Origin of the sequence: Xanthomonas sp. SS (genome assembly GCF_014236835.1) — a bacterium.
Classification (GTDB): domain Bacteria; phylum Pseudomonadota; class Gammaproteobacteria; order Xanthomonadales; family Xanthomonadaceae; genus Xanthomonas_A.
In genome coordinates this window covers 1,077,769-1,091,840 of sequence record NZ_CP051190.1, presented here as the reverse complement: position 1 = coordinate 1,091,840, position 14,072 = coordinate 1,077,769, and the positions used below count along the sequence as shown (strand labels likewise).

The following is a 14,072-nucleotide window of genomic DNA, read 5'->3' as shown; positions in this document are numbered from 1 at the left end:
ATCGCGCTGCATGCCGATGTCACCGCCCTGTTGTACAGTCGGGGCAGGCTTTGAGGGAGGCGGCCCCATGCACCACGCTCGGCAACATGCCCAGACCCGCACGCACGAACGCCGCCGCCGGCTGGCCCACGAAGCCGCCCGGCTGATGGCCGAAGGCGGCATCCGCGACTTCCACCAGGCCAAGCTGAAGGCCGCCGAGCGGCTCGGCATCCACGACGACGCCTCGCTGCCGCGCAACCGCGAGATCGAGGATGCGCTGCGCGAGTACCAGCGCCTGTTCGCCGGACCCGACCACGCCGGCGGCCTGCGCCTGCGCCGCGAGGCCGCGTTGCGCGCGATGGACTTCCTGCATGGCTTCGCGCCGCGCCTGGTCGGCCCGGTGCACGACGGCACCGCCGATGGCAACAGCCCGGTGCAGTTGCACCTGCACAGCGACGACGCCGACGCGGTGGCGCGCTTCCTCGAAGAACACCGGATCCCGGCCGAATCGCGCACGCGCCGGCTGCGCCTGGACCGCGAACGCAGCGAGGACTTCCCGGTGTGGCTGTTCGCCGCCGAAGAGCTGACCTTCGACCTGACCGTGCTGCCCTACGACGCGCTGCGCCAGGCGCCGCTGTCGCAGGTCGACGAGAAGCCGATGCGGCGCGCCTCGGAAAGCCAGCTGCGACAGCTGCTGACCGAACAGGACATCGCCGACTATCAGCAGCGCCGCTGAGCGCCCGCGCGCGCCGCGCCCGGCGCACCGATTCCTTTTCCTTTCCGCCAACGGACCCCGCTGCATGCCCGCCATTCCGCCCGACGCCATCGTCGTCTCGCGCAACAGTCTCGCTAGCGACGACGCGTACGCGCCGATCCAGTCCAACATCAGCTTCATCAACGCCCAGCTCGACCAGTGGCTGCGTCCGGACGAGATCGCCGCCGATGCGATGTGCAGCTACTACGTCGACTTCTACGTGGCGCAGGTAGAAAACGGCGGCTTCGCCCAGTTCGTCTACAACTGCAACGCCGATCCGCTGGTACTGGACCAGGTCGGGCGCGGCCTGCAGGCGATGCAGGCGCCGCGGCATGCAGCGCTGTACGCGGCCAGCCGCGCGCTGCTCGAACAGATGGACGAGGACACGCTGCAGGCATTCATGGACGGCGACTACTTCGGCGACAACCCCGCGCGTGACGCGCTCGACCGGCATGGCGATGCGTTCTTCGCGCTGGCCGAAGAGGAAGACCTGATCGCCCTGAATTCGGCCTGGCTGCGCGCGCATCCGCGGTTGGTGGCGCTGTCGATCGAGCAGATGCAGGCCGAGGTCGAGCGCCGTGGCGCCGCCCTGCCCGATCGCCTCGAACGCATCGCCGCAGCGCTGCAAAACGAGCCGCGCTACATGAAACTGATCCGCCGCCTGTGCGCCGACAGCGGGCACACGCTGGACCGCATCACCGCCGGCGACCCCAGCCACCAACACAACGGCAGCCAGGTGCTGGCCTGGCATTTCCTGACCGACCGCGGCCACTTCTACCTGCTCGACCTCGACGGCATCGCGCGCATGCACGACGCCGACAGCCATGCGCTGGTGGCGCAGATCGAAGTGCCGGCCGAGCATTAGCGGGCTTCTCGGCAATGAATTCGAATTCCGAATCCGGCCAGCGTCGCGGCGCGGCTGCGGAAAAGCGTCGGGACTGAAGTCCCTCCCACGGTGCATCCAGTGAGTTGGCCGCGAGTCTCTGTAGGAGCGGCTTCAGCCGCGACGAACGAAGCGGCAGACCTTCCGGCTGCAGATACTGTCGGGACTGAAACCCTTCCCACATGAAAAGCGCTTCAGCGCGGTGAATGCATACATGTTTGTGGGAGCGACTCGGGGCGGCCTAAGATCATCAGCCGCGACGCGAGGCCTCTGGAAAGGCAGCCGCCCTGTGGTCAGCCCATAAAAAACGCCCCGCAAAGCGGGGCGTTCGATTGCGACAGAACAGCGGCAGCGCACTCAGCGCTGGCCGTCGGCCTTGTAGTCGCGCTTGTCGTAGCCGGTGTAGATCTGGCGCGGACGGCCGATCTTCATTTCCGGATCGACCTGCTGTTCCAGCCAATGCGACACCCAACCCGCGGTGCGCGCGATGGCGAACATCACGGTGAACATCTCCACCGGAATGTTCAGCGCCTTGTAGATGATGCCCGAGTAGAAGTCGACGTTCGGGTACAGCTTGCGCTGCACGAAGTAGTCGTCCTTCAGCGCGGCCTCTTCCAGCTTCAGCGCCACTTCCAGCAGCGGATCGTTGACGCCCAGTTCGCCCAGCACCTTGTGGGTCATCTCGCGGATGATCTTGGCGCGCGGATCGAAGTTCTTGTAGACGCGGTGGCCGAAGCCCATCAGGCGGAAGCTCGAGTTCTTGTCCTTGGCCTTGGCCACGGCGCTCTCGACGTTGTCGGCGGTGCCGATCTCTTCCAGCATCTTCAGCACGGCTTCGTTGGCGCCGCCGTGCGCCGGGCCCCACAGCGCGGTGATGCCCGCGGCGACGGAAGCGTACGGATTGGCGCCGGTGGAACCGACCAGACGCACGGTCGAGGTCGAGGCGTTCTGCTCATGGTCGGCGTGCAGGATGAACAGCAGGTCCAGCGCCTTGGCCACGACCGGATTCATCTCCAGCTGCTCGCTCGGCACTTCGAACATCATGTGCAGGAAGCGGTCGACGTAGCCGAGGTTGTTGCGCGGGTAGCGGATCGGCCAGCCGATCGAATAGCGGTGCGCCGCGGCGGCGATCGTCGGCACCTTGGCGATCAGGCGGATCGCGGCCAGGCGCCGCTGTTCCGGATCGTTGAGGTCCAGCGTGTCGTGGTAGAACGCCGACAGCGAGGCCACGGTGCCGGCCATCATCGCCATCGGGTGCGCGTCGTGGCGGAAGCCGCCGAGGAAGTTCTTCAGCGACTCATGCATCATCGTGTGATGCGTCACTTCGTGGTCGAAGGTCTTGAATTCGTCGGCGGTGGGCAGCTCGCCGTTCATCAGCAGGTAGGCCACTTCGAGGAAGTTGGACTTCTCGGCCAGCTGCTCGATCGGGTAGCCGCGGTACAGCAGCACGCCGTTGTCGCCGTCGATGTAGGTGATCGCCGACTTGCAGCTGGCGGTCGCGGTGAAGCCCGAGTCGTAGGTGAACAGACCGGTTTCTTTGGTCAACTTGGAAATGTCGACGCAATCGTTGCCCAAGGTGGGTTTGAGTACCGGCAGAACGACCGACTTGTCGCCGGCATTCAGCGTGACCTGATCAAGATCGGACACAGTGTGCGCTCCTCAGTGGAAGGCGCCTGTCCGTGCTTTGCGAACAGACGCGTGAAGGAAGTCCACGGCAATTACCACGGATCGCGCCATTATCGCACAGCAACATTTGAGTAGTCGCTCGTACTGAAGTCGTAGAGCGAGGGCGCGGCGGCGACACAGCGTTGCATCCTCGCCGCCGCCAGGACGGGAGAATCTACGCCGGCATCACGGCCGGGAATCGATGCATCGGGGACGCCAAAAAAAGAAGGCCGCGCAGGGCGCGGCCTTCTTTATCACTTCGACCGCTCGATCAGCGCGCGTAGCGCTTCTGGAACTTGTCGATGCGGCCGCTGGTATCGATGACCTTGTGCTTGCCCGTATAGAACGGGTGCGAAGCCGAGGAAATTTCGACCTTGACCAGCGGATATTCTTCGCCGTCCTCCCACTTGACCTTGTCCTTCGAGGACATGGTCGAACGGGTCAGGATCTTGAAATCGGAGGTGACGTCGTGAAACACGACGTTGTGGTACTTGGGATGGATGTCGGCCTTCATGGGCTCGCACCGTAGGGGGCTGCTGGACAAGAGGGAAACTATAGCAACTCACCCGGCCTGCACGCAAGAACAACTTGCGCCGAATTCACGTCCGCCGCCGAAGCGTGGACGCAGCGGCCCCGACCACGGCGGCCCGCGCCCGGGCCGCCGCCCCTGCCCGGCTCAACCGGCGCCGACCGCCGCGCACGCCAGCGCCTGGAAACGGGTCTGGTCGTAGCGGATCAGCATGGTCGCGTTGTCGGCCAGGCCGAGCTGGCGGTTCCAGTCGACCAGGGTGGCGCCGCGGCTGTGGACCCCGGCCAGTTCGACCTGCAGCGGCCGCGACTGCACCTCCAGCGCACCCTCGGGCTGCAGCGCCCAGGCCATCGCCAGCGCATCGGCGGCATACCAGTGCTCGCCGCGCGAATCCTCCGACCACAGCCGGGTCTTGCGCGAGATCTCCTCGTAGAAGCGTGCCTTGTCGGCGTCCGCGGCCAGCCACTGCTCGACCTCGCGGTGCGGCAGGCCATGCGCGACGGTGGCCTCCCAGTCGGCGACCTCGATGTGCGGGAACCCGGAAAACACGATGTGCGCCGCTTCCGGATCGAAGGCGATGTTGAACTCGGCGGCCGGGGTGATGTTGCCGTGGCAGGTGATCGCCCCGCCCATCACCACGAAGCGGCGTACCCGCTGCGGCAGGGTCGGATCCAGCTTCAGCGCCAGCGCGATGTTGGTCAGCGGGCCGAGCGCGACCAGCAACAGCGCACCGGCGTACTGGTGCGACAGGCGCAGGATCGCCAGCGCCGCATGCTCGAACTCGGCGCCGCGCGCCGCCGGCGCCAGGCCGACATCGCCGAAACCGTCCAGGCCGTGCACGTGGGCGGCGTCCACCGCCGGATGCAGCAGCGGATCGGCGCAGCCGGCGAACACCGGCACGTCCTCGCGCCCGGCCACTTCGCACAGCTTCAGCGCATTGCGCACGGTGTGCTGCAGGCCGACGTTGCCGGCGGCGATGGTCAGGCCGACCACGTCGTGGCGCTCGTCGGCGAAGGCCATCAGCAGGGCCAGGGCATCGTCCACGCCGGGATCGGTGTCGATCAGCAGGGGAATCTTGTCGCTCATGCGTGATTCTTCGTCAGTCCGTTCGGCCGCCGAGTCTGGCACCGCGGCGCGGCCGTGGAAAGCCGGGGCTTCCACGGCTCTGGCGCATCCCCAATCCCGAATCCCGAATCCCAGCCGTGGCGCCAGCCACGGCTACGCCCCCGCGAACCGCGCCGCGCCGCCGACCCAGCGCGCGACGATGCGATCGGCCAGCCCCGGCGATTCGGCCAGCAGCCGTTCGGCCAGCGCATGCACCCGCGGCAGCAGGCCTGCATCGCGCGCCAGGTCGGCGACGCGGAACGCGGCCAGGCCGGTCTGGCGGGTGCCGAGCAATTCGCCGGGGCCGCGCAGTTCCAGGTCCTTCTCGGCGATGACGAAGCCGTCGTTGGTCTGGCGCATGGTCTGCAACCGCTGCCGCGCCATCGCCGACAACGGCGCCTGGTACATCAGCACGCAGCTCGACGCGGCCGCGCCGCGCCCGACCCGGCCGCGCAACTGGTGCAGCTGCGCCAGGCCCAGCCGCTCGGCGTTCTCGATGATCATCAGCGAGGCATTGGGCACGTCGACGCCGACCTCGATGACCGTGGTGGCGACCAGCAGGTCGATCTCGCCCTGCTTGAACGCGCGCATCGCCGCCTGCTTCTCGGCGCCCTTCATGCGCCCGTGCACCAGCCCCACCTTCAACTCCGGCAGTTGCGCCGACAAGGCTTCGTAGGTGGCCTGCGCGGCACTGGCATCGATGCGGTTGCCCGCGCCGCCACTCTGCCCCTGCGCCGGCTTGTCGCTGTCCTCGGCCTCGTCGATCAGGGTGCACACCCAGTACGCCTGGCGGCCTTCGGCGCAGGCCACGCGGATGCGCTGCACCAGCTCCGGGCGGCGCTCGGCACTGAGCACGATGGTCTGCACCGGGGTGCGCCCGGGCGGCAGCTCGTCGATCGCCGACACGTCCAGGTCCGCGTACGCGGCCATCGCCAGCGTGCGCGGGATCGGGGTGGCGGTCATCACCAGCTGGTGCGGCACGCCGGCGCCGGTGGCGCCCTTGTCGCGCAACGCCAGGCGCTGGTGCACGCCGAAGCGGTGCTGCTCGTCGACGATGGCCAGGGCCAGGTCGTGGAACGCCACCGCCGCCTGCATCAGCGCATGCGTGCCGACCACCACCTGCGCCTCGCCCGAGGCGATCTGCGCCAGCACCGCGGCGCGCGCCTTGCCGGTGACCTTGCCGGCCAGCCAGGCGACGCGGATGCCCAGCGGCTCCAGCCAGGCGCGCAGGTTCGCCAGGTGCTGTTCGGCGAGCAGCTCGGTCGGCGCCGCCAGCGCCGCCTGCTTGCCCTTGTCCACCGCCAGCATCGCCGCCAGCGCCGCGACCACGGTCTTGCCGCTGCCGACGTCGCCCTGCACCAGGCGCAGCATCGGCGAGGGCTTTTCCAGGTCGGCGCGGATCTGCGCGAACACCCGCTGCTGCGCGCCGGTGAGCTGGAACGGCAACGACTGCTGCAGGCGTTTGGCCAGCAGGCCGCGCCCGCGCAACGACGGCGAACGCTGCCGCTGCAGCGCGATGCGCTGGCGGCGCAGGCTCAGATGGTGGGCAAGCAATTCTTCCAGCGCCAGCCGCTGCTGCGCCGGATGCAGGCCGGCGGCGAGCGCGCCCAGGTCGGCCTGCGGCGGCGGCCGGTGCGCGATCAGCAGCGCACTGCGCAGCGACGGCAGCCCCAGTTCGGCCAGCATCGCGGCCGGCAACAGTTCCAGCGACGCTTCGTCGGGCAGCCGGTCCAGCGCCTGCCCGATCAGCTTGCGCAGGGTCGCCGGGCCGATGCCTTCGACCGCCGGATACACCGGGTCGAGGCTGTCGTCCAGACCTGCGAGGTCATCGCCAGCGAGGATCTGGTAACTCGGATGCACGATCTCCAGGCCGTGCTGGCCCGGCTTGGGCGTGCCGAACGCGCGCAGCCGCGCGCCCACCGCGAACTGCGCCACCTGCGCGGCGCGGAACTGGAAGAAGCGCAGCACCAGGGTGGCGCGCGAGTCGTCGGCCACCGCCACGCGCAGCATCGGCCGGTAGCGGAAGCCGCGATCCACCGCCTCCACCCGCACTTCGACCTGCGCCGGGACGCCCGGCTGCAGCGCCGCCACCGGGGTCAGCCGGGTGCGGTCCTCATAGCGCAGCGGCAGGTGCAGCCACAGGTCCTGCAGGGTCAGCAGGCCGCGCGCGGCGAACTTCTCGGCGACCTTCGGGCCGACGCCCGGCAGCGCCGACAACGGCGCCTCGCCTGCCGCCGACAGCGCCGGCGCCGGAACCTGCACGCGCGGCACGGGCGAGGGTCAGTCGAGCACCATCACCGCATCGACCTCGAAGCCGACGCCCTTCGGCAGGCCGGACACTTCGATGGTGGAACGCGCGGGGAACGGCGCCTGGAAATAGTCCTGCATCACCGCATTGACCTGGGCGAACTGCGACAGATCGGTCAGGTACAGGCCCAGCCGCACGATCCGGTCGAGCGAACCGCCGGCCGCCTCGGCCACCGCCTTGAGGTTGTCGAAGGCGCGGCGCGCCTGCGCGCCGATATCGCCCGGCACGACCTCACCGGTGGCGGGGTCCAGCGGGATCTGGCCGGAGAAGTACACGGTGTTGCCGGCACGCACCGCCTGCGAATACGGGCCGATCGCGGCCGGCGCCTGCTCGGTGTGGATGATCTGGCGGGACATGGCGGCTCCAACGGAAAAGGGAATGGGTATTTTACTCGGGACTCGGGACTCGGGACTCGGGACTCGGGACTCGGGACTCGGGACTCGGGACTCGGGACTCGGGACTCGGGACTCGGGACTCGGGACGGCAGGATGCTGCTCCGAGGCAAATCGCTGTCAAGCGGCTTGATGCAAAAAGGCGCTTTTTGCGCGCTGCGGCGCAAACGCTTTCTGCGGGAGGGACTTCAGCCCCGACGCTTTATCAGCAAGGTGTCGGGGCTGAAGCCCCTCCTACAAAAGCGCAGCTGGCGCGCACTTGCGAATCCCCAATCCCGGCCCCACCACTACTGGCGCCGCACACTCTGCACCGCCGTCAACCGCCGCAACCGGCGCATCACTTCGGCCAGGTGGTTGCGGTCGCGCACCTGGATGTTGAAGCGCAGCACCGCGGCGTTGAAGTCGCGATCCAGGTAGTCCACCCGCTCGATGTTGGACTGGCTCTGCGCGATCGCCGCGGCCAGCTGCGCCAGCACGCCGGTGCGGTTCTCCACGTCCACCACCAATGCGGTGTCGTAGTCGCCGATGACGCTGGTGTCCCAGCCGATCGGCACCCAGCGCTCCGGCGACTTGCGCAGTTCGGCCAGGTTCGGGCAATCCAGCCGGTGCACGACGATGCCCTTGCCGGCGGTGTGGTAACCCATGATCTCGTCGCCGGGAATCGGCTGGCAGCAGTTGGCGAAGCTGACCACGCCGCGCTCGGTGCCGTTGATCAGGATCTTTTCCTGCGAATGCTTGGACAAGCCGCCGCCGCGCAGTTCCGCATAGGCCATCAGCGCCTGCGCGGCCTGATTCGGCATCCAGTTGCCCAGCGCGATGTCGGCCAGCAGCGCCTCCAGACGCGGATAGCGGTGCTCGCTGAGGAACGAGTCCAGGCGCCCCTTCGGCAGCCGCTCCAGCGCACTGTCCATCGCCTCCAGCGCGCGGTCGAGCATGCGGTGGCCGAGCTGCACCGCGTCCTCGTGCTCGAGTTGCTTGAGCTGATGGCGGATCGCGGTGCGCGCCTTGCTGCTGACCACGAACTCCAGCCACTGCGGCTTGGGCGTGGCCGAACGCGCGGTAATCACTTCCACGGTCTGCCCGCTGACCAGCTTGGTGCGCAGCGGCACCAGCTTCTTGTCCACCCGCGACGCCACCGCGCGGTTGCCGACGTCGGTATGCACCGCATAGGCGAAATCCAGCGCGGTGGAATTGCGCGGCAGCGCCAGGATCTTGCCCTTGGGTGTGAACAGGTAGACCTCGTCCGGGAACAGGTCGACCTTGACGTTGTCGAGGAATTCCAGCGACGAACCGGCGGCGCGCTGCGACTCGATCAATTCGACGATCCACGCATGCGCGCGGCTCTGCGCGCTGTTGGGCGACTCGCCGCCGAACTTGTAGGTCCAGTGCGCGGCCACGCCGCGCTCGGCGATCAGGTCCATTTCCTCGGTGCGGATCTGCACTTCGATGGGCGAGCCGTAGGGACCGAACAGCACCGTGTGCAGCGACTGGTAGCCGTTGGCCTTGGGAATGGCGATGAAGTCGCGGAAGCGCGCGTCCAGCGGCTTGAACGTGGCGTGCACCGCGCCCAGCGCGTGGTAGCAGTCCGGCACCCCGCGTACCACCAGGCGGAAGCCGAACACGTCCATCACCTGGTCGAAGGATTTGTTCTCGTCGCGCATCTTGTTGTAGATGCTCCACGGGGTCTTGATCCGGCTGACCAGGCGGTGCTCCAGCCCTTCCTTGGCCAGCCGCTGCGACAGCTGCACCTCCACCTGCGCCATCGATTCGCGGCGCACCACCGGCTGGCTGCGGATGTGCTTTTCGATGATCGCGTGGCGCCACGGATGCAGCGCGCGGAAGCCGAGGTTCTGCAGCTCGGACTTCATCAGGCTCATGCCCAGGCGCTGCGCGATCGGCGCGTAGATCTCCAGCGTCTCGCGGGCGATGCGGCTGCGCGCCTCGGCGCTCTGCGCGCCGAGCGTGCGCATGTTGTGCAGGCGGTCGGCGAGCTTGATCATGATCACGCGCAGGTCGCGCGACATCGCCAGCAGCATCTTGCGGAAGCTCTCGGCCGCCGCTTCCTGGCGGTCGCGGAACTTCAGCTTGTCCAGCTTGGTGACGCCATCGACCAGTTCGGCCACCGCCTCGCCGAATTCGGCGGCCAGTTCGGCGCGGGTCAGTGGCGTGTCTTCGATGGTGTCGTGCAGGATCGCCGCGATCAGCGCCTCCACGTCCAGGCCGAGCTCGGCCAGCACGCCGGCCACCGCCACCGGATGGGTGATGTAGGGCTCGCCGGACTTACGGGTCTGCCCGGCATGCGCGGCCGCGCCCACTTCCCACGCGCGCCGCAGCAGCGGGATCTGCTCGGCCGGCAGATAGCTGGCGCTGCGTTCGAGTTGCAGAACGTAGTCGGGGATCGCCTCGTTGGCCGGCGATGGCGCGGCGGTGGCGACCTGGGCAGAAGGGCCTGGGTTCATGCGCGAAGACTATGCCAGCGGCGCGAGGACGGCAAACCCGCAAAACGAAACAGCCCGCGGATGCGGGCTGTTCGGCAGACGTTCCGAGCGCGGTGACGCGGTCAGTCGTCGTTCTTGGACATGTCTTCGTCGGCGACGACCTCGGCCGCGGCCCACTCCAGCGCTTCGCGCTCGGCACGCTCGCGCTCGGACTTCTCGACTTCGTCGATCAGCGCGTTGTCGATCTTGCGCGCGGCGATCTCGCGCAGCGCCAGCACCGTCGGCTTGTCGGCCGATTCGGTGTTGTCGAGGGTGGCCTGCACGCCGTTGGCGAGCTGGCGGGCGCGCTTGGACGCCATCATGACCAGTTCGAAACGGTTGTTAACGACTTCCAGGCAATCTTCTACGGTGATGCGGGCCATGCGGGCTCCCGGCGGGCCGGTGACGGCCACGCGCTCGAATGAGGGAAAGGGCAGCGATTGTAGGGCGCGGGCCGGCTGAAATCAACCGGCCGTTATTCAGTTTCCTTTGGAATCAGCCAGTTGCCTGATCCTGATCGAGCAGCGCGGCGATCAGATCGGCATGCCGCTGCTGTTGCGGCAGGCGCCGCAGGCGGCTGGCGACGAAGATCGCGCACATCTCGCCCACCGCGGTGTCGAAGTCCTCGTTGACGATCACGTAGTCGAAGTCGGCGTAGTGCGACATCTCCTCGCGCGCCGCCGCCAGCCGCTGCGCGATCACCGCCTCGCTGTCCTGGCCGCGCTTGCGCATGCGCTGCTCCAGCGCCGCCCGCGACGGCGGCAGGATGAACACGCTGACCGCGTCGGGCACCTTGGCCCGCACCTGGCGCGCGCCCTGCCAGTCGATCTCCAGCAGCACGTCGTGGCCGGCGGCCAGCTGCGGCTCCACCGATTGCCGCGCGGTGCCCTTCCAGTCGCCGTGGACGCGGGCGTACTCGAAGAAGTCGCCGGCATCGATCATGCCCTGGAACTCGTCGGCGGACACGAAGTGGTAGTGCTCGGCATGGCGCTCGCCCGGCCGCGGCGCGCGCGAGGTGAACGAGATCGACAGCGCGATCTGCGGATCGCGCGCCAACGTGGCGTTGACGATGCTGCTCTTGCCGGCGCCGGAAGGCGCCGCAACGATATAGAGAGTGCCGCGCATGTGAGTGGGAATGGAGAACCGGGAATGGGGAATGGGAACAGCGCCAAGCAGCGCCGCGGGTGAATCGTAACCGCTTTGGCCATTCCCCATTCCCGATTCCCTGTTCCCGGCTATTCCAGGTTCTGCACCTGCTCGCGGATTTGGTCGATCAGCACCTTCAGCTCCACCGCCGCGTTGGAGGTGCGGCTGTCCACCGACTTGGAGCCCAGGGTGTTGGCCTCGCGGTTGAATTCCTGCATCAGGAAATCCAGGCGGCGGCCGGCCGGCTCGGGCTGGCGCAGCACGCGGCGGATCTCCTTGATGTGACTGTCGAGCCGGTCCAGTTCCTCGTCCACGTCGAGTTTCTGCAGCCACAGCACCAGTTCCTGCTCGGCACGGCCCGGATCGACCGGATGCGGCAGGTCGGCCAGGCGCGCGGCCAGCTTGGTCCGCTGGCCCTCGCGGATGGCCGGGATCAGCTGCTTCACCTCGGCGGCGACGCGCTCGACCGCATCGACCCGCTCGACGATGGCCGCGGCCAGCTTGCCGCCCTCGCGCTCGCGCGCGGCGACGAACTCGGAAACCACTTCATCCAGCAGCTCCAGCGCCTGCGCCTGCAGCGCGGCCGGATCGACCGCCTGGCCCTGCAGCACGCCGGGCAGCTGCAGCAGGTCGGCGAACTGCACCTGCAGCTGCGGGAAGCGCGCGCCGAGCCGCTGCGCGAGCACCGCCAGCTGCTCGACCAGCGGCTCGTTCACCGCCAGCGACTGCGCGGCGTCGGGCGCGCGCAGGCGCAGCATCAGGTCCAGCTTGCCGCGGCTGACGCGGGCGGCCAGGCGCTCGCGCAACTGCGGCTCCAGCGCGCGCAGCTCTTCCGGCAGGCGCACGCCCACTTCCAGGAAACGGTGGTTGACCGAGCGCAGTTCGCAGCCCAGCGTGCCCCAGGGAGTGATGCGCTCGGCACCGGCGAAGGCGGTCATGCTGCGGATCATGTGCTGTTCCGGTGCGTGCAAAGCGCGAATGGTAACCTAGCGCCTCTCAGCTCCCACGGCCCGGCCCGCTGCCGCGCCCGGCCCTCACGACACCTCCGGATCGATCCCCATGTCCTTTTCCCGTCCCAGTGGCCGCACGGCCGATCAACTGCGCCCGGTGCGCATCGAACGCGCCTTCACCCGTCACGCCGAAGGCTCGGTGCTGGTCAGCTTCGGCGACACCCGCGTGCTCTGCACCGCCAGCGTAGAGAACCGGGTGCCGGGCTTCCTGCGCGGCAAGGGCGAAGGCTGGGTCACCGCCGAATACGGCATGCTGCCGCGCGCCACCCATTCGCGCTCCGACCGCGAGGCCGCGCGCGGCAAGCAGGGCGGGCGCACGCTGGAAATCCAGCGCCTGATCGGGCGCGCGCTGCGCGCCTGCGTGGACCGCAATGCACTGGGCGAGCGCACCATCACGCTGGACTGCGACGTGCTGCAGGCCGACGGCGGCACCCGCACCGCGGCCATCACCGGCGCCTACGTGGCGCTGATGGACGCGGTGAACTGGCTGCAGAAGCGCGGCGACCTGAAGAAGCCGGTGGTGCTCGGCGCGGTCGCCGCGGTCTCGGTCGGCGTCTACCGCGGCACGCCGGTGCTGGATCTGGACTACGCCGAGGACAGCGACTGCGACACCGACATGAACGTGGTGATGAACGACGGTGGCGGCTTCATCGAAATCCAGGGCACCGCCGAAGGCCACGCGTTCCGCCGCGACGAACTGGATGCGCTGCTGGCATTGGCCGAAACCGGCATCGGCCAACTGCTTGCCGCCCAGCGCGAGGCACTGGCACGGTGAAGCGGCGGATCGCGCTGACCACGCTGGTCGTGGCCGACTACGACGCGGCGATCGCCTGGTACACCGGCAAGCTCGGCTTCGCCCTGCTGCAGGACGTGGCGCTCGGCGACGGCAAGCGCTGGGTGGTGGTCGGCCCGGGCGGCAGCGACGATGCCGCGCTGCTGCTGGCCGAACCCGGCGACGCCGCGCAGCGCGCGCGGATCGGCGACCAGACCGGCGGGCGCGTGGACCACTTCCTGTACACCGACGATTTCGCCCGCGACCACGCCGCAATGCTGGCGCAGGGCGTGGAGTTCCTCGAATCCCCGCGCGCGGAACCCTATGGCACGGTCGCGGTGTTCCGCGACCTGTACGGCACCAAGTGGGACCTGCTGGAACCCAAGCAATGAAGACCCTGGTCCTGGCCAGCAGCAATGCCGGCAAACTCGAAGAACTGCATGCGCTGCTCGACGGCGCCGGCATCGACCTGGTCGCGCAGTCCACGCTCGGCGTGCGCGATGCCGACGAGACCGGCCTGACCTTCGTCGAGAACGCGCTGCTGAAGGCGCGCCACGCCGCCCAGGTCACCGGCCTGCCGGCGCTGGCCGACGACTCGGGCATCTGCGTGGACGCGCTGCGCGGCGCGCCCGGGCTGTACTCGGCGCGCTACGCCGGCGAACACGGCAATGCCGCGGCCAACATCGACAAGCTGCTGCACGCACTGCGCGACGTCCCCGACGCGCAGCGCACCGCGCATTTCTATTGCGTGCTGGTATTGCTGCGGCATGCCGAAGACCCGCAACCGCTGCTGGTGGAAGGCAGCTGGCGCGGGCGCATCCTGCATGCGCGCGCCGGCGACGGCGGCCATGGCTACGATCCGGTGTTCTTCGATCCGGACCACGGCCAGAGCGCGGCGCAGATGCCGCTGGCGCTGAAGAACCGGATCAGCCACCGCGGCCAGGCGCTGGCGCTGCTGAAGCAGCGGCTGGCGTCGCTGTAGCGGCCGCTGCGCCGGCGCAGCCGGTCGCTTTCAAGACGCAGTCCCCGCCACAGCGGCGCGCATACGCCGCC

At 68.7% G+C, this 14,072-nt stretch carries 14 protein-coding genes; 5 read left to right on the top strand and 9 right to left on the bottom strand.

All coding sequences use genetic code 11. The features are described from left to right. Positions 1–67: 67 nt before the first annotated feature. A complete protein-coding gene (locus HEP74_RS04610; RefSeq protein WP_185815395.1) occupies positions 68–715 on the top strand; it encodes a hypothetical protein in 648 nt (215 codons plus the stop codon). Positions 716–779: 64 nt separating this feature from the next. After that, positions 780–1,598: a DMP19 family protein gene (locus HEP74_RS04605; protein ID WP_185815394.1), complete on the top strand. Its 819-nt coding sequence runs from the start codon at positions 780–782 to the stop codon at positions 1,596–1,598. 375 nt (positions 1,599–1,973) lie between these two features. On the opposite strand, the gene HEP74_RS04600 is transcribed toward HEP74_RS04605, so the two are convergent. The 9 genes from HEP74_RS04600 to HEP74_RS04560 form a co-directional block, all read right to left on the bottom strand. Further along, the gene (locus HEP74_RS04600; RefSeq protein ID WP_185815393.1) at positions 1,974–3,263 is read right to left on the bottom strand and encodes a citrate synthase; all 1,290 of its coding nucleotides are present in this window, start codon (positions 3,261–3,263) and stop codon (positions 1,974–1,976) included. Positions 3,264–3,552: 289 nt separating this feature from the next. Further along, complete coding sequence (locus HEP74_RS04595; RefSeq protein ID WP_046977672.1) at positions 3,553–3,795, bottom strand: type B 50S ribosomal protein L31; 243 nt, start codon at positions 3,793–3,795, stop codon at positions 3,553–3,555. A gap of 162 nt (positions 3,796–3,957) precedes the next feature. Continuing rightward, positions 3,958–4,896, bottom strand: a complete 939-nt coding sequence (locus HEP74_RS04590) for a nucleoside hydrolase (RefSeq protein ID WP_185815392.1) — start codon at positions 4,894–4,896, stop codon at positions 3,958–3,960. A gap of 132 nt (positions 4,897–5,028) precedes the next feature. Then, on the bottom strand, positions 5,029–7,185 hold the full coding sequence (recG, locus tag HEP74_RS04585) for an ATP-dependent DNA helicase RecG (RefSeq protein WP_185815391.1): 2,157 nt from the start codon (positions 7,183–7,185) through the stop codon (positions 5,029–5,031). 9 nt (positions 7,186–7,194) lie between these two features. Beyond that, positions 7,195–7,578: a RidA family protein gene (locus tag HEP74_RS04580; RefSeq protein WP_185815390.1), complete on the bottom strand. Its 384-nt coding sequence runs from the start codon at positions 7,576–7,578 to the stop codon at positions 7,195–7,197. A gap of 323 nt (positions 7,579–7,901) precedes the next feature. Continuing rightward, positions 7,902–10,073 (bottom strand): RelA/SpoT family protein, encoded by a 2,172-nt coding sequence (locus tag HEP74_RS04575; protein WP_185815389.1) that lies wholly within the window; start codon positions 10,071–10,073, stop codon positions 7,902–7,904. A gap of 101 nt (positions 10,074–10,174) precedes the next feature. Next, positions 10,175–10,474 (bottom strand): DNA-directed RNA polymerase subunit omega, encoded by a 300-nt coding sequence (gene rpoZ / locus HEP74_RS04570; RefSeq protein WP_003470812.1) that lies wholly within the window; start codon positions 10,472–10,474, stop codon positions 10,175–10,177. 112 nt (positions 10,475–10,586) lie between these two features. Next, the gene (gene gmk, locus HEP74_RS04565; protein ID WP_185815388.1) at positions 10,587–11,216 is read right to left on the bottom strand and encodes a guanylate kinase; all 630 of its coding nucleotides are present in this window, start codon (positions 11,214–11,216) and stop codon (positions 10,587–10,589) included. Positions 11,217–11,326: 110 nt separating this feature from the next. Then, on the bottom strand, positions 11,327–12,187 hold the full coding sequence (locus tag HEP74_RS04560; RefSeq protein ID WP_185815387.1) for a YicC/YloC family endoribonuclease: 861 nt from the start codon (positions 12,185–12,187) through the stop codon (positions 11,327–11,329). Between the two features lie 109 nt (positions 12,188–12,296). On the opposite strand from HEP74_RS04560, the gene rph reads away from it, so the two are divergent. The 3 genes from rph to rdgB are packed head-to-tail and all read left to right on the top strand — an operon-like array spanning position 12,297 to position 14,001. After that, positions 12,297–13,022, top strand: a complete 726-nt coding sequence (rph, locus tag HEP74_RS04555) for a ribonuclease PH (RefSeq protein ID WP_046981340.1) — start codon at positions 12,297–12,299, stop codon at positions 13,020–13,022. Then, entirely contained in the window at positions 13,019–13,411 is a 393-nt protein-coding gene (locus tag HEP74_RS04550; RefSeq protein ID WP_185815386.1) for a VOC family protein, read from the top strand. The genes rph and HEP74_RS04550 overlap by 4 nt, the downstream gene beginning before the upstream one ends. Then, positions 13,408–14,001, top strand: coding sequence for an RdgB/HAM1 family non-canonical purine NTP pyrophosphatase (gene rdgB, locus HEP74_RS04545; protein WP_185815385.1), 594 nt, complete (start codon positions 13,408–13,410; stop codon positions 13,999–14,001). The genes HEP74_RS04550 and rdgB overlap by 4 nt, the downstream gene beginning before the upstream one ends. The last annotated feature ends 71 nt before the right edge of the window (positions 14,002–14,072 follow it).